The organism is Peribacillus sp. N1, from assembly GCF_054600815.1.
In genome coordinates, this window is record NZ_BAAHZO010000013.1 from 26,196 (window position 1) to 50,888 (window position 24,693).

General features: G+C 41.6%; 22 protein-coding genes and 2 tRNA genes. 22 read left to right on the forward strand and 2 right to left on the reverse strand.

Annotated features, from left to right (window positions below; translation table 11 throughout):
- Nucleotides 1–2: 2 nt before the first annotated feature.
- From ACYP5M_RS25945 to ACYP5M_RS26005, 13 genes are all read left to right on the forward strand, one after another.
- Complete coding sequence (locus ACYP5M_RS25945) at nucleotides 3–755, forward strand: ATP-binding cassette domain-containing protein (protein ID WP_402945537.1); 753 nt, start codon at nucleotides 3–5, stop codon at nucleotides 753–755.
- 171 nt (nucleotides 756–926) lie between these two features.
- A complete protein-coding gene (locus tag ACYP5M_RS25950; RefSeq protein WP_101225935.1) occupies nucleotides 927–1,565 on the forward strand; it encodes a 50S ribosomal protein L25/general stress protein Ctc in 639 nt (212 codons plus the stop codon).
- A gap of 258 nt (nucleotides 1,566–1,823) precedes the next feature.
- Nucleotides 1,824–2,384, forward strand: a complete 561-nt coding sequence (gene pth, locus ACYP5M_RS25955) for an aminoacyl-tRNA hydrolase (protein ID WP_101225913.1) — start codon at nucleotides 1,824–1,826, stop codon at nucleotides 2,382–2,384.
- 104 nt (nucleotides 2,385–2,488) lie between these two features.
- Complete coding sequence (locus ACYP5M_RS25960; protein WP_034316319.1) at nucleotides 2,489–2,719, forward strand: anti-sigma-F factor Fin family protein; 231 nt, start codon at nucleotides 2,489–2,491, stop codon at nucleotides 2,717–2,719.
- 160 nt (nucleotides 2,720–2,879) lie between these two features.
- Entirely contained in the window at nucleotides 2,880–6,416 is a 3,537-nt protein-coding gene (mfd, locus tag ACYP5M_RS25965) for a transcription-repair coupling factor (protein ID WP_459735702.1), read from the forward strand.
- Nucleotides 6,417–6,604: 188 nt separating this feature from the next.
- The gene (gene spoVT / locus ACYP5M_RS25970; RefSeq protein ID WP_063235918.1) at nucleotides 6,605–7,141 is read left to right on the forward strand and encodes a stage V sporulation protein T; all 537 of its coding nucleotides are present in this window, start codon (nucleotides 6,605–6,607) and stop codon (nucleotides 7,139–7,141) included.
- Between the two features lie 178 nt (nucleotides 7,142–7,319).
- Entirely contained in the window at nucleotides 7,320–8,942 is a 1,623-nt protein-coding gene (locus tag ACYP5M_RS25975; RefSeq protein WP_459735703.1) for a putative polysaccharide biosynthesis protein, read from the forward strand.
- A complete protein-coding gene (gene yabN, locus ACYP5M_RS25980) occupies nucleotides 8,935–10,407 on the forward strand; it encodes a bifunctional methyltransferase/pyrophosphohydrolase YabN (RefSeq protein ID WP_459735704.1) in 1,473 nt (490 codons plus the stop codon). Before ACYP5M_RS25975 ends, yabN begins: the two co-directional genes overlap by 8 nt.
- A gap of 23 nt (nucleotides 10,408–10,430) precedes the next feature.
- A complete protein-coding gene (locus ACYP5M_RS25985; RefSeq protein WP_034316386.1) occupies nucleotides 10,431–10,694 on the forward strand; it encodes an RNA-binding S4 domain-containing protein in 264 nt (87 codons plus the stop codon).
- A 76-nt stretch (nucleotides 10,695–10,770) separates the two neighbouring features.
- Complete coding sequence (gene yabP / locus ACYP5M_RS25990; RefSeq protein WP_101225917.1) at nucleotides 10,771–11,079, forward strand: sporulation protein YabP; 309 nt, start codon at nucleotides 10,771–10,773, stop codon at nucleotides 11,077–11,079.
- Nucleotides 11,076–11,708, forward strand: a complete 633-nt coding sequence (gene yabQ / locus ACYP5M_RS25995) for a spore cortex biosynthesis protein YabQ (RefSeq protein ID WP_101225918.1) — start codon at nucleotides 11,076–11,078, stop codon at nucleotides 11,706–11,708. The genes yabP and yabQ overlap by 4 nt, the downstream gene beginning before the upstream one ends.
- Nucleotides 11,709–11,721: 13 nt before the next feature.
- On the forward strand, nucleotides 11,722–12,108 hold the full coding sequence (locus ACYP5M_RS26000; protein ID WP_101225919.1) for an FtsB family cell division protein: 387 nt from the start codon (nucleotides 11,722–11,724) through the stop codon (nucleotides 12,106–12,108).
- Nucleotides 12,109–12,188: 80 nt separating this feature from the next.
- On the forward strand, nucleotides 12,189–12,644 hold the full coding sequence (locus ACYP5M_RS26005) for a S1 domain-containing RNA-binding protein (RefSeq protein ID WP_101225920.1): 456 nt from the start codon (nucleotides 12,189–12,191) through the stop codon (nucleotides 12,642–12,644).
- A gap of 162 nt (nucleotides 12,645–12,806) precedes the next feature.
- Here ACYP5M_RS26005 and ACYP5M_RS26010 read toward each other — a convergent pair.
- Both ACYP5M_RS26010 and ACYP5M_RS26015 read right to left on the reverse strand, forming a co-directional pair.
- Nucleotides 12,807–12,878 (reverse strand) — tRNA-Glu (locus ACYP5M_RS26010).
- A 20-nt stretch (nucleotides 12,879–12,898) separates the two neighbouring features.
- Nucleotides 12,899–12,972, reverse strand: a tRNA-Met gene (locus ACYP5M_RS26015).
- A 327-nt stretch (nucleotides 12,973–13,299) separates the two neighbouring features.
- Between ACYP5M_RS26015 and spoIIE the strand changes: the two genes are divergently transcribed.
- From spoIIE to ACYP5M_RS26060, 9 genes are all read left to right on the forward strand, one after another.
- Nucleotides 13,300–15,774 (forward strand): stage II sporulation protein E, encoded by a 2,475-nt coding sequence (gene spoIIE, locus ACYP5M_RS26020; RefSeq protein WP_101225921.1) that lies wholly within the window; start codon nucleotides 13,300–13,302, stop codon nucleotides 15,772–15,774.
- A 181-nt stretch (nucleotides 15,775–15,955) separates the two neighbouring features.
- On the forward strand, nucleotides 15,956–16,693 hold the full coding sequence (locus ACYP5M_RS26025) for a VWA domain-containing protein (protein WP_101225922.1): 738 nt from the start codon (nucleotides 15,956–15,958) through the stop codon (nucleotides 16,691–16,693).
- On the forward strand, nucleotides 16,659–17,657 hold the full coding sequence (locus ACYP5M_RS26030) for a protein kinase domain-containing protein (RefSeq protein WP_459735705.1): 999 nt from the start codon (nucleotides 16,659–16,661) through the stop codon (nucleotides 17,655–17,657). The genes ACYP5M_RS26025 and ACYP5M_RS26030 overlap by 35 nt, the downstream gene beginning before the upstream one ends.
- A gap of 94 nt (nucleotides 17,658–17,751) precedes the next feature.
- Nucleotides 17,752–19,146, forward strand: a complete 1,395-nt coding sequence (tilS, locus tag ACYP5M_RS26035; RefSeq protein WP_427575521.1) for a tRNA lysidine(34) synthetase TilS — start codon at nucleotides 17,752–17,754, stop codon at nucleotides 19,144–19,146.
- A 32-nt stretch (nucleotides 19,147–19,178) separates the two neighbouring features.
- Nucleotides 19,179–19,718 carry a hypoxanthine phosphoribosyltransferase gene (gene hpt / locus ACYP5M_RS26040; RefSeq protein WP_101225937.1) on the forward strand — a complete coding sequence of 180 codons (540 nt, stop codon included), beginning with the start codon at nucleotides 19,179–19,181 and terminating at the stop codon, nucleotides 19,716–19,718.
- Nucleotides 19,719–19,835: 117 nt separating this feature from the next.
- Nucleotides 19,836–21,896 (forward strand): ATP-dependent zinc metalloprotease FtsH, encoded by a 2,061-nt coding sequence (gene ftsH, locus ACYP5M_RS26045; RefSeq protein WP_260358020.1) that lies wholly within the window; start codon nucleotides 19,836–19,838, stop codon nucleotides 21,894–21,896.
- Between the two features lie 159 nt (nucleotides 21,897–22,055).
- A complete protein-coding gene (locus tag ACYP5M_RS26050; RefSeq protein ID WP_403064266.1) occupies nucleotides 22,056–22,835 on the forward strand; it encodes a type III pantothenate kinase in 780 nt (259 codons plus the stop codon).
- 26 nt (nucleotides 22,836–22,861) lie between these two features.
- Nucleotides 22,862–23,743: an Hsp33 family molecular chaperone HslO gene (gene hslO / locus ACYP5M_RS26055; RefSeq protein WP_101225926.1), complete on the forward strand. Its 882-nt coding sequence runs from the start codon at nucleotides 22,862–22,864 to the stop codon at nucleotides 23,741–23,743.
- 18 nt (nucleotides 23,744–23,761) lie between these two features.
- Nucleotides 23,762–24,658: a peptidyl-prolyl cis-trans isomerase gene (locus ACYP5M_RS26060; protein ID WP_459735706.1), complete on the forward strand. Its 897-nt coding sequence runs from the start codon at nucleotides 23,762–23,764 to the stop codon at nucleotides 24,656–24,658.
- The last annotated feature ends 35 nt before the right edge of the window (nucleotides 24,659–24,693 follow it).

Consider the following 24,693-nt stretch of genomic DNA (forward strand, 5'->3'; position numbering starts at 1 on the left):
GCATGAAAAGTGGAAATTCGTTGGAGTTGCAGGGGGTAAGAAAGAATTTTGGGGAGTTTGAAGTATTAAAGGGAATGGACCTCACCTTTAAAAAAGGGGAATTCGTAGCCATTGTCGGCAAAAGTGGATGTGGAAAGAGCACATTGCTTCGTCTTGTGGCAGGACTGGAGAAGCCGACGGACGGGCAGATACTGGTGAATGGAAAGCCTTTGAATGGATTAAATAGATCGTCACGTACGATGTTTCAGGATGGAAGGCTGTTTCCTTGGAAAAAAATCCTTGAAAATATTGGTGTAGGCTTAAAAGGGGATTGGAAGCCAAGTGCTATGGAATTACTGGAGCAAGTGGGCCTTGCCGATCGAGCAAATGAGTGGCCGTCCGTTTTATCTGGGGGGCAGAAACAAAGGGTGGCATTAGCGAGGGCATTGGTGAACCAACCTGACATACTCCTCTTGGATGAGCCGTTAGGGGCATTGGATGCTTTGACTAGAATTGGCATGCAAAGGCTGATTGAGGAACTATGGAGGAAAAGGGACTTTACTGCCTTACTTGTTACACATGATGTTGAAGAAGCCGTAATGCTTGCCGATCGTGTCTTATTAATCGAAGAAGGCAAAGTCGTCATGAATAAGGAAATCAATCTGCCGAGACCGCGGAAAAAGGATAGCATTCAATATTCATCACTAGCAGCCCAAATCCTTAACCGGGTGATGCAAGTTGAGGGGGAAATGGAAAAAAAGGCGATTCACGCTTGAATCAGAGAAAAAAATGAAAAAAGTTTTTTGTAGCAAATTCCTATGTTTACCATATGTTTATCACCTTCTTGCTCCCTTTGGATTTTACCTTTCATGTTTAATGCTTCGCCATTTAGGGAAATGTTAAATATAGAGAAACTTGCAATTCATATTCAGGAAGGCGGAGGATGTATGAGTAATATATTAGCTGCAAAAGAACGTACGGATTCAAAACACTCTAATTTAAGGAATTTGAGAGAAAGCGGCGAAATCCCTGCGATAGTATATGGCAATAAAAATGACAGTACGGCCATTTCAGTCAATAATATTGAGCTTCAAAAGACAATCAAGGAAATAGGCCGTAATGGAATCATTTCTTTGGACTTGGAAGGTAAGAATTATAAAGTCATGCTCTCTGACTATCAAAAGGATCCAATAAAGAACTCCATTTATCATGCAGACTTTTTAATTGTAGATATGTCCGCCCAATTACAGGCACAAGTACGCGTTAACCTTGTAGGTGTTTGTAAAGGCGTGAAAGACGGCGGGGTCCTTCAGCAGTCTCTTCATGAAGTGACGGTTACAGCTAAACCTAATGACATTCCTGACTCCATCGATGTTGACGTTACCGAACTTCAGGTAGGAGATACAATCTACATATCCGATATTCAAACGAATAAACAAGTTACAATCGACAACGATGGTGAAGAAGTCGTTGCATCTGTTCTGGCTCCTCGTCAGGAAGAGGAAATAAGTACAGGTGAACAGCAAGATGGCGGTATCCCTGAAAATGAAGAAGGCAGGGAAACCAAGGCATCACCAGAGTCATGATGCCGGGATTAAACAAGTGAATCGTGATATAATAGGCGTAGCTCTTAACGAGTTACGTCTTTTCAATCTCTGGATCATCGATTTAAGCCGGACCATTTTTTCGTGATCGACTCCTTTAATAGGGTTTTTACTAATTAGTTCTCCGGTAGCTTGCAGGCAAGGTTGAAATTAGGGTACTATTTTTCTAAGGTCAATGATCTTGGAAAAACTTCGTCCCAGCGTAACTCCCTAAATAACCGTAATGACGGAGTGTGAATCATGAAAATTATTGTAGGGTTAGGGAACCCAGGTAAACAATATGAAAAAACTCGGCATAACGTCGGATTTGAAGTAATAGATGAGTTATCCAAAAGATGGTCGATCCCACTTGATCAAGCAAAGCATAAGGGGATCTATGGTGCAGGAATGGTAAAGGGAGAAAAGGTTTTATTGCTTAAACCCTTAACCTACATGAATTTGTCAGGAGAATCCATTTCGGCTGTTATGCATTTCTTTAAGGTGGATATCGCGGATGTTGTCATTATATATGATGACCTTGATTTGCCTCCAGGGAAGCTTCGCCTTCGTCAAAAAGGAAGTGCAGGCGGTCATAATGGGATAAAATCTTCAATTGCCCATTTGGGTACGCAAGAATTCAATCGAATCAGAATAGGGATTGGCCGCCCGATTGGCCGTATTCCGGTATCTGACTATGTCTTAGGGCGCTTTTCGCCTGAAGAATGGGATCATGTCGGTGCAACGATCGAAAAAAGTGCAGCTTCTTGTGAAGCCTGGTTGGAAAAACCATTTCTACAGGTAATGAACGAATATAACCAATAAGCAGAGAGTAGATATAAGTAAAGAATAATATCTTCCTGTTTCGCTGAATAAAACCCCTCTATTTTTGTACATACTAACACTATTACTAAATAGGGGGTTACCAAATGGCTCTCCATTATCGATGCCGACATTGCGGAACTAAGCTGGGCTCAATCGAGGCACACTCACTGAGTACGGAGCAGTTAGGTTTTAATCAACTTACCGATGAAGAGCGACAAGAGATGATCGTTTATGATTCTGAAGGGGATATGCATGTAAGGGCGATATGTGAAGACTGTCATGAATCGCTGCAAAGAAACCCTGATTTATATGAAAACGATTATATTATTCATTAGCGGGAGAGGGCTTTGGACAAAATCCAAAGCATTTTTCCGTTTGTCTGGAATCCAGGGCACAAAAAAGTGCCTTTAATAAAAAGGACGCTTGGTTAAATGGCCAAGTTCTAATACAAAGAATTCAAATGTTTTTCGCACGTTAAGAGAGGGGGGAAATAAAATGAATGGATTACAGAACTTGTTCTCCAAACAAGATGATGTTCATTCGTTAATAGCCGGCATCGATGAAGGACTTAAGGAGCAAATCGTCTCTGGTCTGACAGGTTCCTCGAGATCACTATTGCTGGCTTCCGTATATGAAAAGACGAATAGGCCTATTTTATTGGTTACCCATAATTTATTGCAAGCACAAAAATTCCATGAGGACTTATCCAGTTTCATTCCCGAGGAAGAATTATATATATATCCAGCCAATGAATTGATAGCGGCTGATTTGAGTGTAGCCAGCCCGGAATTAAGGGCTCAACGTGTAGAGGCATTGAACTTTTGGGCGGAAGGAAAGAAAGGGATTGTCATTGCGCCAATTCCAGGGGTACGTCGTGTGCTTCCTCCAAAGGATATTTGGAAGAGGCATCAGCTAGCATTTAATTTAGGGGAAGACATCGAGCTTGAATCAACGCTTAATAAATTCATTGCCATGGGTTATAACCGGTCTGAAATGGTTGCTTCTCCAGGTGAATTCAGTATCAGGGGCGGCATAATCGATATTTATCCGATCACCGAACCAAATCCAATACGAATTGAATTATTCGATACCGAAATAGATTCAATAAGGACCTTTTCAAGCGAAGATCAGCGATCCATCGAGAAACTCAAGAAGGTGACGATTGGTCCCGTCAGTGAGGCTTTGCTAGAGACAGAGCATATCGAAAGAATCATAACAAGGCTCGAGAGCGGATTAAGTAAAAGCTTGAAAAAACTTAAAGATGAGAAAACTAAGGAACAGCTGGTTCAAACGATCAGTTATGAACTTGAACAGCTGAAAATGGGAAATATACCTGACAAAATCTTTAAATACTTAAGTTTAGCGTATGAGGATCCAGCTAGTTTAATAGATTATTTACCGGTAAATGGTTTGGTTTTCTTAGATGAAATCAGTAGAATCCAGGAAATCAATGATTCTTTGGAAAAGGAAGAGGCTGGGTGGTACACAGACCTTTTAAGTCAGGGACAAATTATCCATGATATAAAATTGGCTCATCCCATGCAGGAATTAATAGTGAAATCCAGCAGGCCGTTTGTATACCTTTCATTGTTTTTACGGCATGTACCGCATACGAATCCTCAGAATATCCTGAATTTTGCCAGTAAACAAATGCAAAATTTCCATGGACAGATGAATGTGTTCAAAGCTGAACTGGAACGTTGGAAAAAAGGTAAATACACAGTCGTCATACTTGGACAGGATGAAGAACGGGTAAAAAAGCTGCATTCGGTTTTGGCCGATTATGATATAGAGGCCGCAGAACTGTTTAATGCGGACAGCATTCTTCCAGGTAAAGTACAGATTTTACGCGGCAGTCTTAATAGCGGCTTTGAATTACCTATGCAAAAATTCAGTATCATAACGGAAACGGAATTGTTCAATAAGAAGACAAAGAAATCAATACGGAGACAGAAACTATCGAATGCGGAGCGAATCAAAAGTTATTCCGAACTGAAGATCGGTGACTATGTCGTTCATGTTAACCACGGAATCGGTAAATACTTGGGTATTGAGACCCTTACGATCAACGGGGTCCATAAAGATTACCTGAATATTCGTTATCAAGCGGATGACAAATTGTATGTTCCTGTCGACCAGATTGATCTTGTCCAAAAATATGTCGGTTCTGAAGGAAAGGAACCGAAGCTTTATAAGCTAGGCGGAACGGAATGGAAACGTGTCAAAAGCAAGGTTCAATCATCCGTTGAGAATATTGCCGATGATTTAATCAAGTTATACGCAGAAAGAGAAGCGGCAAAGGGCTATGCCTTTTCACCTGATGGTGATATGCAGAGGGAATTCGAAACATCATTCGCTTATAACGAAACGGAAGATCAATTACGTTCCATCGTCGAAATCAAAAAGGATATGGAACGGGAACGGCCGATGGATCGTTTATTATGCGGTGATGTTGGATATGGGAAGACAGAGGTGGCCATCCGGGCCGCTTTTAAAGCCATAATGGATGGCAAGCAAGTTGCATTTCTTGTTCCGACCACAATCCTCGCCCAGCAGCATTATGAAACATTAAGGGAGCGTTTTCAAGATTATCCGATTTCGATTGGTCATATGAGCCGTTTCCGGACTAAAAAACAGCAAACCGAGACGATTAAAGGATTGAAGGCCGGCACGGTGGATATTGTGGTTGGTACGCATAGGATTTTATCCAAAGATATCGTGTACCGAGATTTGGGATTGCTAATCATTGATGAAGAACAGCGCTTTGGCGTTACACATAAGGAAAAGATCAAACGGTTAAAAACTAATGTGGATGTACTGACTTTGACTGCGACGCCGATTCCAAGAACCCTTCACATGTCCATGTTGGGCGTGAGGGATTTGTCCGTCATCGAAACACCGCCTGAGAACCGGTTCCCGATCCAAACTTATGTCATGGAGTATAATGGCTCGTTGGTAACGGAAGCGATAGAACGGGAATTGGCCAGGGATGGTCAGGTTTACTTCCTTTACAATCGGGTAGAGGATATAGCAAGAAAAGCAGAAGAAATTTCCATGCTTGTGCCCGATGCCCGTGTCACCTATGCTCATGGGCAAATGACAGAGCAAGAACTGGAATCCGTCATGTTCAGCTTTTTAGAAGGCGAATATGATGTTTTGGTGAGTACAACCATTATAGAGACGGGTGTTGATATCCCGAATGTCAATACGCTTATCGTGAATGAAGCGGATAGAATGGGACTTTCACAGCTCTATCAGCTGCGTGGGCGTGTAGGACGATCCAATCGGGTGGCATATGCATTCTTCACTTATAGGAAAGATAAAGTGTTGACTGAAGTGGCAGAAAAACGTCTTCAATCCATTAAGGAATTTACAGAATTGGGTTCAGGGTTCAAAATCGCGATGCGTGATTTATCCATCAGGGGAGCTGGAAACATCTTGGGGGCTCAACAACATGGCTTCATCGATTCAGTCGGTTTTGATCTGTATTCACAAATGCTGAAAGAAGCGGTAGATGCGAAACGTAATGACCAGCCAGCCGAAGAAAAGAACACCCTTGAAATTGATGTTGAAGTGGATGCTTATATCCCTGATGCCTACATAATGGATGGACATCAGAAAATAGAAATGTATAAAAGGTTCAGAGGTATTGCTTCGCTTGAAGAAGTGGAAGAATTACAGGATGAAATGATCGATCGTTTCGGAGAGTATCCAGACGAAGTTTCCTATTTATTCTTGATTGCCGAAATGAAGGTATATGCTGAAAAGGCCGGAATTGAAAGCATTAAACAATTAAAGCAGGAAATCAGCATTATCCTTAGGGAAAAGGTCAGCAGCGATGTGGATGGACAAAAGGTGTTCGAGCTGGGATCGAAGTATGGCCGTATGGTCGGCTTCGGCATGGACGGCAATAGAATGAAGCTGGTCCTGCACATAAAGGGCGTAGAACAAAGCAAATGGCTTAATATCTTATTTGAGATGACCAAGGGTTTACAATATGTAAAAAAAGAGACTCAAGCCACAAAAAACTAAAATTGAATGATAGTCCTCTTGAAGAAATTTTTTTAGGTACCATGGTAAAAAAATGCAACAAAAAGAAAAATTTTTTCAAAGTGCATAGAACTTACCATTAGAAAAATACTAAGTACAATAGCTGGTGATGATTTTGCTACAAAATGAGGATTTATCAAATCAATTAGATGAAAGTGAGGCAACATTAGATGAAAGCAACTGGTATCGTTCGCCGAATTGATGATTTAGGAAGAGTCGTCATCCCGAAAGAAATTCGCAGGACCCTCCGTATCCGTGAAGGAGATCCACTGGAAATATTTGTGGATAGGGATGGGGAAGTCATCCTTAAGAAATACTCTCCTATTAGTGAATTAGGCGATTTTGCTAGGGAATATGCAGAAGCACTTTATGATAGCCTTGGAAATCCAGTTATGATTTGTGATAGGGATACTTACATTGCAGTGGCAGGCGGCTCCAAAAAAGAATACTTAAATAAAAGCGTTAGTGAACTAGTGGAAAAAATCATGGAAGAAAGAAATCCTGTCCTGGAGTCTCCAAATGGACAAATTTCATTCGTTGATTCCAATGATGAAGAGGTCCAATCTTATACTGCAGCTCCGATCATTGCGAGTGGCGACCCGATTGGTGCCGTCTTGATTTTCTCTAAAGATAGTACCATTGGTGAAGTGGAACAGAAATCGGTTGAAACAGCAGCAAGTTTCCTAGCTAGACAAATGGAACAGTAACCTTGGACATGCCATTATATTTTTAAAGGTGGAAAGGGCAGCAATCGCGCTGTCCTTTTTGCAATTTCTAAAAAAGAAGTGGATATGGAAATTAATTAACAGTATGGCTGGAATTGAAAAATAACCATTAGAATTATGCTATAATAACTACCACATATGAGTGAAAAGGGGAAAAAGAATGGCTGAAAAGCCTAATAAAACATCAAATGAACTTCTTCGAGGTGCGCTGATTTTGAGCGCAGCTGCGATTATCGTAAAAGTATTGAGTGCGGCCTATCGCATTCCTTATCAGAACATTGCGGGTGACATCGGGTTTTATATCTATCAACAGGTCTACCCCTTCTACGGTGTTGCTTTTACATTATCAACACTCGGCTTTCCGGTAGTCATATCCAAACTTATTGCTGAACGGGAGTCTTCCAAAAATAACTTTGCGGTCAACGACATTTTAATGACATCATTCGTCGTCTTAAGCTCGATAGGAGTCATGATGTTTGCTGCACTATTCCTTGGCGCTGATTGGATAGCAGGATGGATGAAGGATCCTCGTTTAGCCGGTCTGCTGAGAATCGTTGCCTATTCATATCTATTAATGCCGATTTCATCTGTTTTACGAGGTTATTTTCAAGGAATAAACGACATGTTACCGACAGCAAGTTCGCAGGTCGCTGAACAATGCATCCGTGTGTTGACGATACTGGTTCTTTCAACGATATTCGTGAATCAGGGCTACTCTCCTTATGTGGTCGGCAAGGGAGCGGTCCTCGGTTCGATAACCGGGGGCATGACCGGCCTGGTACTGCTTATTGCTTTCGTTATTTTAAGAGAAGAATGGAAGCTTTTTTTACGGATGAGAATCAAACCGGTGAATTTCATCAAAATCTCCAAAGTCCTGGTTTTCCAAGGGTTGGCCTTTTGTATAACTGGCTTGATCCTTATCTTGTTTCAGTTTGTCGATTCTCTGCACCTATATTCCCTACTAAGGGAAACGGGGATGGGGGAAAAGGAAGCCAAGGAATGGAAAGGGGTATATGACCGGGGACAGCCTTTGCTTCAGCTAGGTACAGTCGTGGCTAATTCTTTTGCATTGGCACTGGTACCTGTAATATCCGGATTCGTTCAGAGGAAAAGTGAACATGAATTATTGAATAAAATCAAATTGGCGCTTCGTGTAAGCGCGACGATAGGACTCGCAGCTGCGATCGGGCTGGTGGTGACGATGGAGCCTGTCAATCATATGCTGTTCACGGATGTTAAAGGGACCATTACTTTAGCAATTTTCTCTTTATCGATTTTATTCACATCCGTCATAATGGCAGAAGCGGCAGTGATTCAAAGCTTAGGCTATTCGTTCATACCGGTGATCATCACGCTTGTGGGTGTGGTCAGCAAGTGGGCCTTGAACCTTGTCCTGGTGCCTCATTACAAAATCGCGGGAGCAGCCTCGGCAACAGTGCTTGCGTTTATGATCATGTCTGTATTATTTTATGTGGTATTGAGAGTACATATTAAAAAGACATTAATTGAAAAGAAGCACGTGTTAATAATCTTGAAGAGTACGGTTTACATGGGTACGGCGGTTGTTATATTCAATGGCTTATTCGAATTGATGTCCTCAGGCGAGAGCCGGTTGTTAGCTACGATTCAAGCTTTGACCGGTGTAGGGATCGGTGCAGCCGTTTTTGTGATGACCGCCATTCGTTCAGGCTTATTTGGTGAAGAAGAACTTGCACTTATACCTGCAGGTTCAAAGCTTAAACGATTTATTATAACGAATAGGAGTATACGAAATCATGAATGAGATTACGATAATAGGCCTTGGTGCAGGGGATTTAGATCAGCTTCCCCTAGGAATTTATAAAAAAATGCTGCAAACAGAACAATGCTTCATCAGAACTATTGATCATCCGGTTATCGGGGATTTGAAAAAGGAAGGAATCAATTTCACGGCGTTTGACGGGATATATGAAAAGCACGACCAATTTGAAGCGGTATATGAAGAAATTGCCGGAACATTATTACAGGAGGCTTCAAACCGTTCCGTTCTTTACGCAGTTCCGGGGCATCCTATGGTAGCGGAAAAAACGGTTCAGCTTTTGCTCGAAAAGGGTCCGGCTCTTGGAATAGCCATTAAGCTGGAAGGCGGGCAAAGTTTCCTTGATCCCTTGTTTCAGGCTGTTAAAATCGATCCGATTGAAGGGTTCCAGCTATTGGATGGAACAGATCTTTCACCAGATGATTTGCACATTACCCAGCATATGATAATCGGACAGGTGTATGACGCATTCAGTGCGTCCAATGTGAAGCTGACTTTAATGGAAAAGCTACCGGATGACTACGAGGTATATATCGTTACAGCGGCAGGAAGCAGTCAGGAAAAAGTGACAAGATGCGCTCTGTTCGAGCTCGACCGTCAGATGGAGTTAAGTAACTTGACGAGTGTTTATGTCCCGCCTGTTAGGGAAGAAGCTTTACGATACAGGGAGTTTTCTAAGCTGCGGCAGGTCATCGCAGAACTTAGAGGTCCTGAAGGATGTCCTTGGGATAAGAAACAAACTCATGAAAGCTTGAAGAAATATCTAATAGAAGAGGCATATGAGCTGATTGATTCCATCGATGAAGAGGACGATGAGGGCATGGTTGGTGAACTTGGGGATGTCCTGCTTCAAGTGATGCTTCATTCACAAATCGGTGAAGATGAGGGCATGTTCACGATAGACGATGTGATTGAAGGCATTACGGCGAAAATGATTCGACGCCACCCTCATGTATTCGGAGATGTTGAAGTGAACGGCGAGGAAGATGTATTAGTGAACTGGCAGAAAATCAAAGAGAATGAAAAAGGGAGCGAAACAAAAGCATCGCAATCCATACTTGATGGGATTGAGAAATCGCTGCCAAACTTACTTCGGGCCGAAGAGTATCAAAAAAGGGCTGCGAAGGTTGGATTTGATTGGGATGAGGTTTCCGAAGCCTGGAAAAAGGTCAGGGAAGAAGTACAGGAATTGGAAGCTGAAATATTAAGCCCGAAAATGGATGTCGAAAGAATAAAATCAGAGCTGGGCGACCTCTTTTTTGCGCTTGTCAACATTTCACGTTATTATGACATACAAGCGGAAGAAGCCGTCTACAAAGCAAACCAGAAATTCCACCGGCGTTTTACATATATAGAAGAGTGCATTCAAAGGGCAGACAAAAAGTTTGAGGAATATACATTGGAAGAACTGGATTCATATTGGGATGAAGCAAAAGCTAAAGGACTTTAATTAAGGGAGAGATATTAATGTCGATGAGATTGGATAAATTCCTAAAAGTTTCAAGATTGATCAAGCGCCGCACACTTGCGAAAGAGGTTGCCGATAAAGGGAGAATCACGATTAACGGACAACAGGCCAAAGCAAGTTCAAATGTGAAAGATGGCGATGAATTGACTGTACGATTCGGTCAAAAGCTCGTTACGGTACGTGTCGATAAAATTCAAGAAACGACCAAAAAAGAAGCGGCTGCAGATATGTATACCATCGTAAAGGAAGAAAAGCTAGCGGAGGAGTAAGGACAGGCTTGGTTCTAATTCCGCTCTTACGGACATACACTTGTACAAAATCAGTGGTACTGTGAGGGATGAAAAAATGAGCCAATATAATGATCCGAATGCTGGTTACACAAAGGGAACGACCCAAGAGCACGATGTAACGATGAAAGGCCGCCGTTTGCTTGATATTACCGGTGTCAAACAAGTTGAAAGTTTTGATAATGAGGAGTTTCTGCTCGAAACTGTAATGGGATTCTTATCTATCCGGGGCCAAAACTTGCAAATGAAGAATTTAGACGTTGATAAAGGCATCGTCTCCATTAAGGGAAAGATTTTCGACCTTGTTTATTTAGATGAGCAATCAGGGGAGAAAGCTAAAGGCTTCTTTGGCAAATTGTTCAAATGACCTTAACGATTCAATTTTATACGTTGCTTGCGATGATAGGCATGGGCAGTGGCTTTGGAGCTGCCCTGGATACGTATAGCCGGTTCCTGAAACGATCAGAAAGGAAAAGGTGGATTGTATTCATCCATGACTTCCTTTTCTGGATCATTCAGGGTCTCCTTATTTTTTATGTTTTGTTTTTAGTGAATGAGGGAGAGTTTCGCCTTTATTTATTTTTGGCCTTATTATGCGGTTTTTCAGCTTATCAAGCACTTTTCAAAGGTTTCTATCAACGTTTTTTAGAGTTTTTGATAATACTTGTGATAAAGTTGGCGAGATTTATAACGAATTCGGTTCACATGCTGATATTTGTTCCGATAAAATGGGTAATAGTATCTGTAATAGCCATTATCTTCGGGATATGTAAGTTCGTTTTAGCATTATTAAAATGGGCGGGGAAAATACTTCTTTTCATTTTGAATATTTTCTGGAGGCCATTAAAATGGATTTTGATCTATATATGGAATTTATTGCCGGTTTTTGTTACGAAAAACGTCGGGAAGTTTTATAATAAAGGAAAAGGGATTTTATTGAAAATAAAGAATTCTATATTTAGAACGCTAAATAGATGGAGAAATAAAAAGAAATGAGGAGCGATAAAAAATGAGTAGCCTGCGTAAAAGGAAAGTGGCAAAAATAGAAAATCCCTACGTCGCTCAACAAGAGAAAAAAGTACAAACCGTAGAAAAAAAGAAGCGTGGTCTAATGCGTAGATTAACTCTTTACTCAGTTTTCGCCGCTGTCTTTTTGATTTTTGCCGTTTCCACCCTCATAACGCAAAATGTTGCACTGGATGAGAAAGTACAACAGAAGGAAGAATTGAAGGGAAAGTTAGCTGAATTGAAAAAAGACGAGACCCTTCTTAAAGAAGAAATCGTAAAGCTTAATGACGACGACTATATAGCGAAAATAGCCAGACGGGATTATTTCTTATCTGAAAAAGGCGAAATCATATTTACCCTTCCAAAAGGGAAGGAAGATAGTGACTAATATTGACACTGTTTTTTTACTTTCGTTATAATATAGAGTGAAGAGATTTTTTAACATTTCTAAGGAGGAACATTTTTTTTATGTCAATCGAAGTAGGCAGCAAGTTACAAGGTAAAGTAACAGGCATAACTAATTTTGGTGCATTTGTAGAGCTACCTCAAGGTTCAACCGGTCTTGTCCATATCAGTGAAGTGGCTGATAACTATGTCAAGGATATCAATGATCATTTAAAAGTGGGCGATACAGTTGAGGTGAAAGTCATCAATGTTAAAGATGGCAAGATTGGCTTGTCCATAAAAAAAGCGATAGACCGTCCTGAAGCTGAGCAAAAACCTGCATACACACCACGTCCGCGCCAAGGAAGAGGGAATGACAGCCGTTCCAAAGACTTCCGCTCGAAAGGTAATGGTTTCCAACCGAAGGAAAACTTTGAGCAAAAAATGGCTAAATTCTTAAAAGATAGCGAAGACCGCTTAACGACCCTTAAACGTAGCACCGAAACGAAACGGGGAGGTCGAGGAGGAAGACGCGGATAAAACTGCTGCTGAAAATAATAGTTTAGCAACTTTTCCTGTGAAATTATTCATAGTGTAGATAAAGGCAAGCTTGCCGGCTTGTCTTCTTTTAATTATCAACAACATAAAAAAAGCGCCTCTTCACCTACTGAGATAGGTGTAAAGAGGCGCTTTTGTATTTGATGACCCGTACGGGATTCGAACCCGTGTTACCGCCGTGAAAGGGCGGTGTCTTAACCGCTTGACCAACGGGCCATTATTTTTATGAAAAAAGATAGCGGCAGAGGGGATCGAACCCCCGACCTCACGGGTATGAACCGTACGCTCTAGCCAGCTGAGCTACGCCGCCATAATGATAAGTGCTACTGAAGCACAAGTTATATCTTACATTCGTGAAGAATAAATGTCAACAAAAAAAATAAAGTTTGTCGGTTTCCATTTCCTGATTATTTATTCGTGTTATTTTCCGCAAAAATAACCTAAAAACTTTGCTTTTCTTCAAAAAAAAAAGAACACCCGTTTCTGTATTGGAAAAAAAGGCACAAAAACCTGTATACAAATGATTGTTCAAGAAGAATTTCGTCGAACGTTTTTCTTATCCGCTTATAAAATTCTGACAAAAAAATAAACAAGCCCTCTATATAATAAAAATCACTAATACGAATGGGGTGTTGAAATGGAAAAAGTAGAAAGACCTATGATGGAACCTCTTGGTGATGTTCAGTTAAAAGAAGCGAAGGCAGGGGCCATCAATTGGATCCAACAACTGCAAATGAAGACGGAAGACATATTCATAAAAAAAGGTATCTCTTTAGCAATTATTGGTTTTTTATTAGGACGGGCATTAATTCTTTCACAGCTGGCACCATTTGGACTTCCGTTTTTCGCAGCCGTGTTTCTCATGAGACGTGACAGGGCACCACTTGCTTTATTCGGATTGATTGCAGGTGGGCTGACCGTTCACTATTCTAATAGTTTAGTCATCTTTGCATCGGCGTTTCTGCTCCTGTTATTTCATAAGATCAAGAAGCCCGCCGTGGAAGGACAATTCAAGACGATGTCGATGTACGTTTTTGCTTCACTATTCCTGGTCAACCTGGCCGAGCAATATCTGGTATTCCGAACGATTCAGCTGTACGACTTAATGATGATAGGAGTAGAGGCGGGACTCGCAATGATCTTAACCTTAATCTTCATACAGTCCATCCCGCTGCTGACCATTCGGACAAAGTCCCAATCATTAAAGACGGAGGAAATCGTCAGCATCATCATCCTGCTGGCTTCGGTGATGACCGGAACCATAGGCTGGATGATATACGATCTATCACTCGACCATATATTCTCGCGATACTTGGTCCTCCTCTTCGGGCTGGCGGGAGGGGCCGCCATAGGCTCCACTGTAGGTGTAGTTACTGGATTGATATTCAGCCTGGCAAGTATTGCTAGTCTCTATCAAATGAGCCTTCTCGCTTTTTCCGGGCTTCTGGGCGGTCTGTTGAAGGAGGGAAGGAAGATAGGGGTTGCCGCGGGCCTCATGATTGCTACGTTACTGATAGGTTTATATGGTGAGGGCACCGGCAATATTATGGTGACCCTCTATGAATCAATTATAGCTGTGGCCCTATTTATATTAACACCGTCATCCATAATCAACAAAATAGCGAAACATATACCGGGAACAGTCGAGAATTCTGATGAACAGCAGCAGTATGCCCGGAAAGTGAGGGATGTCACCGCTCAAAGAGTGGAGCAATTCTCACATGTATTTGAGGCGCTCTCAAATAGCTTTTCCCAAGTGGATGAAAGGGGGAGATTGGAGGAAGATGAGAAAGAATTCGACTACTTCTTAAGTAATGTAACGGAAAAGACGTGCCAGCTTTGTTTTAAAAAGGAACAGTGCTGGTCCAAGAACTTTAATACAACCTATGACGGCATGCAGGAAATTATGCTTCAATTAAGTGAAAATAATGGTCAGCTTCCCCAAAAGACTTCGAAGGAATGGGGGAAATATTGTAGCCGCGGCCCTCAGGTCATTGGGGCGATATCACAGGAGCTTACTTATTTTGAAGCCAACCAAAAATTAAAAAGGCAGGTGAAGGAAAGCCGGAAGCTAGTTGCGGATCAATTGCGGGGAGTTTCGGCAGTAATGGATGATTTTGCGAAAGAAATTCAAAGGGAAAGGAAGAATCATCATGTACATGAAGAATCCATTTTGGAAGCCATCCAGGATTTTGGCCTGCACATAGGGTATGTAGAAATATACAGTCTAGAACAAGGGAATGTTGATATAGAAATGAGTGTCCCATACTGCCAGGGCAGAGGGGAATGTGAAAAATTGATTGCACCTATGCTTTCTGACATTTTAGGGGAAACGATAGTCGTTCATTCAGAAGAGTGTGCAACGTATCCAAACGGGCAATGTGAGGTGATATTTAGGTCAGCAAAAAAATTCACGGTCGAAACGGGTGTTGCTCATGCTGCCAAGGGGGGAGGGCTTGTATCAGGAGATAGTCATACGACCATGGAAATTGGCTGCGGCAAATTCGCAATAGCCATTAGTGATGGAATGGGAAATGGGGAAAGGGCCCATTTTGAAAGTACAGAGACATTGAAGCTGCTTCAAAAATTTTTACAATCGGGAATTGAAGAAAAAATAGCCATTAAATCCGTAAACTCCGTATTATCTCTACGCACTACCGATGAAATATTTTCGACTCTTGATTTGGCAATGATTGATCTTCAGGACGCAAAGGCTAAGTTTTTAAAAATCTGTTCAATACCGAGTTTCATTAAAAGGGGGGATAGGATAATAAAAATTGAATCAAGTAACCTCCCTATGGGAATCATCCAGGATTTCGATGTTGATGTTGTATCAGAAGAGCTCAAGGCAGGGGACATACTAATCATGATGAGCGATGGAGTGTTCGATGGCCCCTCACATGTTGAAAATATCGAGTTCTGGCTTAAACGGAAAATTAAGGAAATGGAAACAGACGATCCGCAGGAAATCTCTGATTTAATATTGGAAGAGGTCATCCGAACAAAAGGGATCATAGATGATGACATGACAGTGGTAACATCGAAAATCAAGCATAACACACCGAAATGGGCATCCATTCCCGTTTCTCCAAAACGCAAAAAGGCCCAGTAGGCCGTTTATATATATAATAAATAAAACCAAAAATGAGGTGGTGAAATGGAAGAAGGTTAAAAGGTAAAGAGACTTTTCAAGCACTCCACTCCATGATGTGACTTGATGCGATGTCTTAGCGTATAAATTCCCCCTTTTTAGTCAATTATGGTAACAAATTGATAGGAAGGGAGAGCAAAACATGAAAGCAGGAACATTAAAACAGATTTTGCTTATAACCGACGGATGTTCAAATCATGGTGAGGAGCCGTCTGCCATGGCTGAATTAGCAAGGAAGCAAGGCATAACAATCAATGTCATAGGTGTCATGGAAAATGATGTTATAGATGAAAAGGGTCTTAAGGAGATCGAGAAGATTGCTGGTTCAGGAGGTGGCGTAAGTCAAATAGTCTATTCCCAGCAGTTGTCACAAACCGTCCAAATGGTGACACAAAAGGCAATGACTCAAACTATACAGGGAGTTATCAATCGCGAACTTCAACAAATACTTGGAGATTCAAAAACGATGGAGGATCTTCCGCCGGATAAACGAGGAGAAGTGATGGAGGTGGTCGATGAGCTTGGGGAAACGAGCAAGCTCGAAGTACTGATTCTTGTTGATACCAGTGCAAGCATGAAACATAAACTGCCTACAGTAAAAGATTCCTTATTAGATCTTTCCCTTAGCATGAATGCAAGAATGGGTGACAGCAGTTTTTCCGTATTCGTATTTCCTGGGAAAAGAAATGATGTTGAAAAGTTGCTGGATTGGACCCCGAACCTTGAAGCCCTGACGGCAACTTTTCCAAAGCTTAGTACAGGGGGACTCACTCCGACAGGTCCAGCCATTCGTGAAGCTTTAACATATTTCAATAAAAAACGTTCATTGAGGGGATTGTTATCACATGATGATGAACAATACTTTGAGGAATCAATGTAAACTCCTGCCTGGCAGTTTGGTCACTGGAAAATGGAATAAAAACCAGTACAAAATAATTAAGGAATTGGGGTGTGGAGCGAACGGGATCGTCTATTTGGTTGAAAGCAAAAATCGTCATTATGCTTTAAAGCTCAGTGATAATGGGACGTCCATTATTTCGGAGATGAATATCCTAAAATCCTTTTCAAAGGTCCAGGGGTCTACCCTTGGACCTTCCTTTTTGGAAGCGGATGATTTCATGAAAACAGGAAAGCAGCTCCCTTTTTATGTCATGGAATATATCCACGGACACGATTTTTTGCGTTTCATCGATAAGAAAGGGTCATCATGGATTGGAGTCTTAATGCTTCAGCTTTTAACCAGCTTGTCTGCCTTGCATACCAATGGCTGGGTGTTCGGCGATTTAAAACCTGAGAATTTGATTGTGACTTCACCAGCCTATAAGGTGAGGTGCGTAGATGTAGGCGGAACCACCTTAATTGGGCGATCTGTTAAAGAATTCACCGAGTTCTTTGACAGGGGTTACTGGGGTCTTGGATCAAGAAAGGCAGATCCGCAATATGACTTGTTCGCTGTGGCGATGATTATAATCAATTCGGCCTATCCTGGACGTTTCCACAAGCAAGGGGAGGGGTATAGACAGCTTAACGACTTGATTAAGCAGAAAAAGGAATTGCACCCATATAGAAAGATATTGGATAAAGCACTTCACGGGCAGTATGATTCTGCCCTCCAAATGCGGGAGGATTTGGTCACGGTGCTAAGTAAGCAAAATCACTCGAAGAAAAAGGGTCCGACCAAGGCATCTACCGGCCAGTCACAAACAATTCAACCTGCAACGAGACAAGCAAGAAGGTCCCAAAACCATTCAAAAAAGAAAAGTGGCGGTTTTTTTGAAACTTTTTTGTTGGTTGCCATCATTTCGATGCTCTATGTTCTTTACATATATGAACAGTTGTTATGATATAGTTATTAGGTGAAATGCCATGGAATAATTGAAACCATTTCATGATTGAATCGTATAAAACTAATGCCTGTTCATAAAGAAGGAAGATTGTATGTTAAAGGAAAAAGTTCTGAGCACCATTTATAGAAACGAATTGATTAAGGAGAACTCGAAGTTGCTAATAGGCGTTTCCGGAGGGCCGGATTCATTGGTGCTTCTCCATATCCTTAAGGAAATTCAATCTCTCTTTCATTACGAGATGATTGTTGCGAGTGTTGACCATATGTTTCGTGGTGAAGAATCCTATGAGGATTATAAATATGTCGAGCATATATGTGAACGGTGGGGCATTACATTTGAGGGAAAAAGGATCGATGTTCCAGCCCGGATGAAACAGACGGGGGAAAGTTCACAAATAACGTCAAGAAAGCTGCGTTTTGCCTTTTATGAAGAAATGATGGATAAGCACCAAGCCTCCACTCTTGTCCTGGGGCATCATGGAGATGATCAAATCGAAACGATGCTCATGCGTTTAACTAGAGGGGCGACAGGGAAGGCAAGGGCAGGTATTCCTATAAAGAGACGTTTCCATACCGGAAATCTGATCAGGCCTTTTCTTGAAATCACGAAAAGCCAAATAATCGAATATGCGGGCCTTCATGATATCGAACCAAGATTTGATCCGAGCAATGAAACCGGTGTCTATGCTAGAAATCGTTTTAGACATGAAGTCCTTCCGTTTTTAAAGAAAGAAAATGGCAAGGTTCATGAGCATTTTCAACGATTCAGTGAAGAGCTTTATGAAGATGAAGAGTTTTTTTTGAACCTGGTTTCAAGCAAAATGTCCGATGTTTGGATCACACAGGATAAAGATCAAGCGGTTATTCAGATTGATAAGGTTCTCGCGATGCCTAAACCTTTACAAAGAAGGGCGATTCAACTAATATTAAACTATCTTTATTTGGAGAGACCTTCATCGCTTTCGGCATTACATATTGACCAACTTTTAGTTTTGTTTTTGAATCCTCAACCATCTGCAGAATTGCATCTTCCGGAGGGCCTTATTGCGGAAAAATCATATCAAACTTGCACGTTTAGGTTTTTCCGGCAAAAAAGCCAAAAATATTCCTATAAATTACAAATTCCCGGTGAGACTATTCTTCCGAATGGATATAAGATTAAAGCGCACTATATAAAAGAAGAAATTCCGGTACTTAGAGGAAATCATTCTTTTATACTTCCCGAATCAGCTGTTCAGCTTCCTCTTACAGTCCGAAACAGGAATGAAGGCGAGCGGATGGCCGTCAAGGGATTAGGTGGAACTAAAAAGTTAAAGGATATTTTTATTAATGAAAAGATCCCGATGCTAGAAAGAAATGTGTGGCCGGTCATCATCGATCAAACGGGAACGGTCATTTGGCTGCCTGGTTTAAAGAAATCGAATGTTGAGCCGGATATAATTTCTGATGAAAAATCTTTAATCTACTTAGAATATAAAAAAGCTTAATTCTTCATGGGGGGCAATTAATTACAATGACCATGCAAAACGACATTGAAAAGGTTTTAATAACAGAGGAAGAACTTCAAAAGAAAATCAGGGAATTGGGTGCGCAGATTGAAGCTGATTACCAAGGTAAGTTCCCGTTGGCCATCGGAGTGCTGAAAGGCGCCATGCCATTTATGTCAGATTTACTGAAACGCGTTGATACACATCTTGAAATGGACTTTATGGATGTTTCAAGCTATGGTAACTCCACTGTATCTTCCGGTGAAGTGAAAATCATCAAGGATCTTGATACATCAGTTGAGGGCCGGGATATTTTAATCATCGAAGATATTATCGACAGCGGTTTGACTCTTAGCTATCTTGCGGAACTTTTCCGTTATCGAAAAGCAAAATCAATTAAAATCGTTACCTTATTGGATAAACCAACAGGCAGGAAAGCGGATATCACTCCGGACTATGCCGGGTTCATCGTACCGGATGCATTTGTTGTCGGATATGGTCTTGATTTTGCGGAAAAATATCGTAATCTCCCGTATATTGGCATATTGAAGCCTGAAATTTACTCGAATTAATCGTACCTGTTTGAAAGAGAAGACCAGATAAAAACAGCGGTGTTAAATTATTGTAATTCATTAATTTTGTATGATAGTATTTACTATAGTTTGTTTACCCGTGGGAGGAGGTAAGGGATGAATCGGATCTTCCGTAATACCATATTTTATTTACTGATCTTTTTGGTCATCATTGGGATTGTAAGCATTTTTAATAATAACAATGAACCAAACGTAAAATTGACCCAAGATGAATTCTATAAGCATTTGGAGAGTGGGGACGTTACATCACTTACGATGCAGCCCGAAAGCAGTGTATTTGAAATCACAGGAAAGCTCAAAGGTTATGAGGAAAACAAATTCTTTGTGACGTACGTGCCTTTCAGTGAGTATTCGCAAAGCCGGATCAATGACGCTGTAACCAAGCTGGATAAAGACATCATCACTGTCGAACCTCCAGAAAAGACAAGTGGCTGGGTGACATTTTTCACTTCCATCATTCCATTTGTAATCATTTTTATCCTCTTCTTCTTTTTACTTAACCAAGCTCAAGGCGGCGGCGGTGGCCGTGTCATGAACTTCGGGAAAAGTAAGGCGAAATTGTATAATGATGATAAGAAAAAAGTGCGCTTCAATGATGTTGCCGGAGCGGACGAAGAAAAGCAGGAACTTGTCGAGGTCGTCGAATTCTTGAAAGACCCTCGCAAATATGCCGAGCTTGGTGCCCGTATTCCTAAAGGGGTACTTTTAGTTGGGCCTCCTGGTACAGGTAAAACTTTACTGGCACGAGCAGTGGCTGGTGAAGCCGGAACTCCTTTCTTCTCAATCAGTGGTTCTGATTTTGTTGAGATGTTTGTGGGTGTCGGTGCATCCCGTGTTCGTGATTTGTTTGAAAATGCTAAGAAGAATGCGCCATGTATCATCTTTATCGATGAAATTGATGCAGTCGGACGTCAACGTGGCGCAGGTCTTGGTGGCGGTCACGATGAACGTGAACAAACATTGAACCAACTCCTGGTGGAGATGGATGGTTTCGGTGGTAATGAAGGAATCATAATCATTGCTGCGACTAACCGTGCTGATGTATTGGATCCGGCATTATTGCGTCCAGGACGTTTTGACCGTCAAATAACGGTAGGCCGACCTGATGTCAAGGGCCGTGAAGAAGTGCTTAAAGTGCATGCACGCAATAAACCTTTAGCAGAAACGGTCGATTTGAAAGCGATCGCTCAGCGTACTCCAGGATTTTCTGGTGCCGATCTTGAAAACTTACTGAATGAAGCGGCTCTTGTAGCTGCCCGTCAGGATAAGAAGAAGATCGACATGTCCGATTTGGATGAAGCTTCGGATCGTGTTATCGCTGGACCTGCCAAGAAAAACCGTGTCATTTCCAAAAAGGAAAGAAATATCGTAGCGTGGCATGAAGCGGGCCATACCATTATTGGATTGGTTCTGGATGATGCCGAGGTCGTTCATAAAGTTACGATTGTCCCTCGTGGTCAAGCTGGCGGTTATGCAGTTATGCTGCCGAAAGAAGATCGTTTCTTCATGACGGAACCTGAGCTTAAAGATAAAATCGTAGGACTATTGGGTGGCCGTGTAGCCGAAGAAGTTACATTCGGAGAAGTGAGCACCGGTGCGCATAACGACTTCCAGCGTGCAACGGGCATAGCTCGGAGCATGGTTATGGAATATGGTATGAGTAAGCTTGGACCGCTTCAATTCGGTAATTCTCAAGGTCAGGTCTTCCTAGGCCGCGATTTCAACAATGATCAAAACTATTCAGATGCAATAGCATATGAAATCGATCTTGAAATTCAACGTATCATCAAGGAAGCTTACGAAAGATGTAAGAAGATACTTACTGAAAATCGTGAAAAACTTGATTTGGTTGCAAAAACCTTGCTTGAAGTGGAAACACTTGATGCTGAACAAATCAAAAGTTTATTCCATAATGGTAAATTGCCAGAACGTGATTATACTGCACTGAATGGGAATTTAACCACTGATGAGAATGTCAAGGTGAACATCAATAAGAAGAAGGAAGAAAAAGAGGCCCTATTAGATCCATTGGATAAAAGAGGACCTGAGGACCTTGAAATAACGGAGGAAGGTTTAAATACCCCTCCAATCAAAGAAGGTGCACCTCAAGATCAGCCGCTTTCCTTCCCGAACGAAGATGACAATAAAAAGTCTTAAGTTGACTTAATTCAAAAGGGTATTTCCGCCTCGGAAATACCCTTTTCTTAACTTTTATGATAAGGTTTTTTGGGGTACCTTTCGAAAAGTGCGACTAATAGCGTGGGAAATAACAGTGTGTTATGATGTTGGAGAATAATTTACCGGAGTGATGAAACGATGATTTTTGTATTGGATGTTGGGAATACGAATACTGTATTAGGCGTATACGATGAAGATATTTTAAAATATCATTGGCGAATAGAGACTAGCCGTCACAAGACAGAAGACGAGTATGGAATGATCATAAAGTCTTTGCTGCAACATGAGGGTCTTTCGTTTGATCAATTTGATGGAATCATTATTTCTTCGGTAGTTCCGCCAATTATGTTTGCGCTTGAACGCATGTGCAAAAAATACTTTGGAATTAAACCGCTAATAGTTGGACCTGGAATAAAAACTGGATTGAATATTAAATACGAAAATCCCCGTGAGGTGGGAGCTGACCGAATCGTTAATGCGGTTGCAGGCATTCAGGAATATGGAAGCCCTCTCATTATCGTGGATTTTGGCACGGCCACGACTTATTGCTACATAAACGAGGATAAACAATACATGGGCGGAGCCATTGCTCCGGGTATAAATATTTCTACGGAAGCACTTTATTCAAAAGCAGCCAAACTTCCAAGAATAGAAATCAGCCGGCCGGAAGGGATTATTGGAAAAAATACGGTGTCCGCGATGCAGGCTGGCATTTTGTATGGATATGTTGGGCAGGTAGAAGGAATCGTTAATCGAATTAAGGCGCAAAGTAATCTAGAACCAACGGTAATAGCGACAGGTGGGTTGGCTACCTTAATTGCCAATGAGTCCACTGTTATTGACGTTGTGGAGCCATTTTTGACCTTAAAGGGGCTGCAGTTGATTTATAAACGTAATCGTGAGCAAGTGAAGAAGTAATACAAAGCTTGAAAGGAGCAAAATAAATGAAGGATTATCTAATAAAGGCGTTAGGCTATGAAGGACAGGTACGGGCCTATGCTGTTTCAACAACAGACACCGTAGGAGAAGCGCAGCGTCGCCATTATACATGGCCTACTGCTTCTGCTGCCCTTGGACGGGCTATGACGGCAGGCGTTATGATGGGCGGAATGTTAAAAGGTGAAGAAAAGCTGACGATTAAAATCGAGGGCGGTGGACCGATTGGTTCCATCCTGGTCGACAGCAATGCAAAGGGAGAAGTCCGCGGATATGTCACTCACCCGCAAACCCACTTTGATTTGAATGAGCAGGGAAAGCTGGATGTAAGGAGAGCGGTGGGTACCGATGGATTGCTGACTGTTATTAAAGACATTGGTCTTCGTGATTACTTTTCGGGGCAAGTACCGCTTGTATCGGGAGAGTTAGGTGAAGATTTCACTTATTACTTTGTTACTTCCGAACAGGTGCCATCATCTGTGGGGGTTGGGGTTCTCGTGAATCCGGATAATTCAATTCTTGCAGCGGGTGGATTTATCATTCAGTTGATGCCGGGTACATCCGAAGATACGATTTCCAAAATCGAAAATCGACTAAGCACGATAACTCCTGTTTCCAAAATGATTCAAAGTGGCATGACTCCTGAAGAAATCCTAATTGAAATTTTAGGTGAGGGCAATGTGAATATACTAGAAAAAATGGATGTCCAATTCTCCTGTCAATGTTCCAGGGAAAGAATTGCGAATGCATTGATTAGCCTAGGACAAGCTGAGATCCGGGATATCATTGAGACAGACGGACAAGCGGAGGCGCATTGTCATTTTTGTAATCAGACCTACCAATTCTCGAAGGAAGAACTCGAGAAATTAGAGGCAGAAACAAAAAAATAATTTACGGGGGATAAGGGTTTGCCAAAACAAAAGCTTCGGGCGATTATTGCTGGCCTTGCCTTGTTGAACCTATTGACTATCATTATCTTTGTCATAAAACCACTTATCATTTCAAAATCCGTCATTGGGGAAGAAACGGCCGCAAAGGTTGGATCCAAGGATATTTCCCGGGAAGCATGGATTAATGAGCTCGAAAAAAGATATGGGGAAGATGTACTTGAGGAAATGGTCGATAAAGAGGTAGTGAAACAGGCAGCTGAAAAATACAAAGTGAAGACTTCGGATGAAGAGCTTGATCGGGAACTTAAAATGATGAAAACGATGTATGGGACTGCCGGTCAGAACCTTAATAAAAGTAACGATCAACTGAGGCAGGAAATTCAGTCGAGTATCCTTCTCGAGAAGCTCCTCACCAAGGACGTTTCGGTTTCCGAATCGGCAATGCGGAGTCATTATGATAATAATAAGGATATCTATAGAATTCCTACTGCTTTCCATATTTCCCATATCACCACTTCTACAAAAAAGCAGGCAGACCAAGTCATACGTGAACTGGAGAAAGGTGTCTCCTTTGATGTCTTGGCAATGGAGAAGTCCCTTGATGAATTCACTGCCAATCAAGGAGGCGACATGGGTTATATATCCCAGGATAACGAGCAAGTCTCCAAGGAATACATTGCCGCTGCCGAGAAATTGAAGGTGAAAAAGTGGAGTGATGCAATCCAAACGGAGGATGGCTGGGCCGTTCTCTACCTGCATGAAAGAATAAAGGGCAAGCAGTATGAATATGAAGAAGTTAAAGACAAGATTCACCGCCAAATAGCTCTTGAACAGATTCAGGCACCGGTCTCAGGGAAAATTTTCTGGGACGAATTTGATGTAGAATGGTTTTATGGATTGAAGGAAGAAAAGTAGGTCAATGGTTGTGTGAGAAAATTTAGAATATAGTA

Bases quoted from the DNA above. Each gene is read 5' to 3' on its own strand.
- ACYP5M_RS25945 (WP_402945537.1), top strand. From the start codon at position 3: ATGAAAAGTGGAAATTCGTTGGAGTTGCAGGGGGTAAGAAAGAATTTT.
- ACYP5M_RS25950 (WP_101225935.1), top strand. From the start codon at position 927: ATGAGTAATATATTAGCTGCAAAAGAACGTACGGATTCAAAACACTCT.
- pth (WP_101225913.1), top strand. From the start codon at position 1,824: ATGAAAATTATTGTAGGGTTAGGGAACCCAGGTAAACAATATGAAAAA.
- ACYP5M_RS25960 (WP_034316319.1), top strand. From the start codon at position 2,489: ATGGCTCTCCATTATCGATGCCGACATTGCGGAACTAAGCTGGGCTCA.
- mfd (WP_459735702.1), top strand. From the start codon at position 2,880: ATGAATGGATTACAGAACTTGTTCTCCAAACAAGATGATGTTCATTCG.
- spoVT (WP_063235918.1), top strand. From the start codon at position 6,605: ATGAAAGCAACTGGTATCGTTCGCCGAATTGATGATTTAGGAAGAGTC.
- ACYP5M_RS25975 (WP_459735703.1), top strand. From the start codon at position 7,320: ATGGCTGAAAAGCCTAATAAAACATCAAATGAACTTCTTCGAGGTGCG.
- yabN (WP_459735704.1), top strand. From the start codon at position 8,935: ATGAATGAGATTACGATAATAGGCCTTGGTGCAGGGGATTTAGATCAG.
- ACYP5M_RS25985 (WP_034316386.1), top strand. From the start codon at position 10,431: ATGAGATTGGATAAATTCCTAAAAGTTTCAAGATTGATCAAGCGCCGC.
- yabP (WP_101225917.1), top strand. From the start codon at position 10,771: ATGAGCCAATATAATGATCCGAATGCTGGTTACACAAAGGGAACGACC.
- yabQ (WP_101225918.1), top strand. From the start codon at position 11,076: ATGACCTTAACGATTCAATTTTATACGTTGCTTGCGATGATAGGCATG.
- ACYP5M_RS26000 (WP_101225919.1), top strand. From the start codon at position 11,722: ATGAGTAGCCTGCGTAAAAGGAAAGTGGCAAAAATAGAAAATCCCTAC.
- ACYP5M_RS26005 (WP_101225920.1), top strand. From the start codon at position 12,189: ATGTCAATCGAAGTAGGCAGCAAGTTACAAGGTAAAGTAACAGGCATA.
- spoIIE (WP_101225921.1), top strand. From the start codon at position 13,300: ATGGAAAAAGTAGAAAGACCTATGATGGAACCTCTTGGTGATGTTCAG.
- ACYP5M_RS26025 (WP_101225922.1), top strand. From the start codon at position 15,956: ATGAAAGCAGGAACATTAAAACAGATTTTGCTTATAACCGACGGATGT.
- ACYP5M_RS26030 (WP_459735705.1), top strand. From the start codon at position 16,659: ATGATGATGAACAATACTTTGAGGAATCAATGTAAACTCCTGCCTGGC.
- tilS (WP_427575521.1), top strand. From the start codon at position 17,752: ATGTTAAAGGAAAAAGTTCTGAGCACCATTTATAGAAACGAATTGATT.
- hpt (WP_101225937.1), top strand. From the start codon at position 19,179: ATGCAAAACGACATTGAAAAGGTTTTAATAACAGAGGAAGAACTTCAA.
- ftsH (WP_260358020.1), top strand. From the start codon at position 19,836: ATGAATCGGATCTTCCGTAATACCATATTTTATTTACTGATCTTTTTG.
- ACYP5M_RS26050 (WP_403064266.1), top strand. From the start codon at position 22,056: ATGATTTTTGTATTGGATGTTGGGAATACGAATACTGTATTAGGCGTA.
- hslO (WP_101225926.1), top strand. From the start codon at position 22,862: ATGAAGGATTATCTAATAAAGGCGTTAGGCTATGAAGGACAGGTACGG.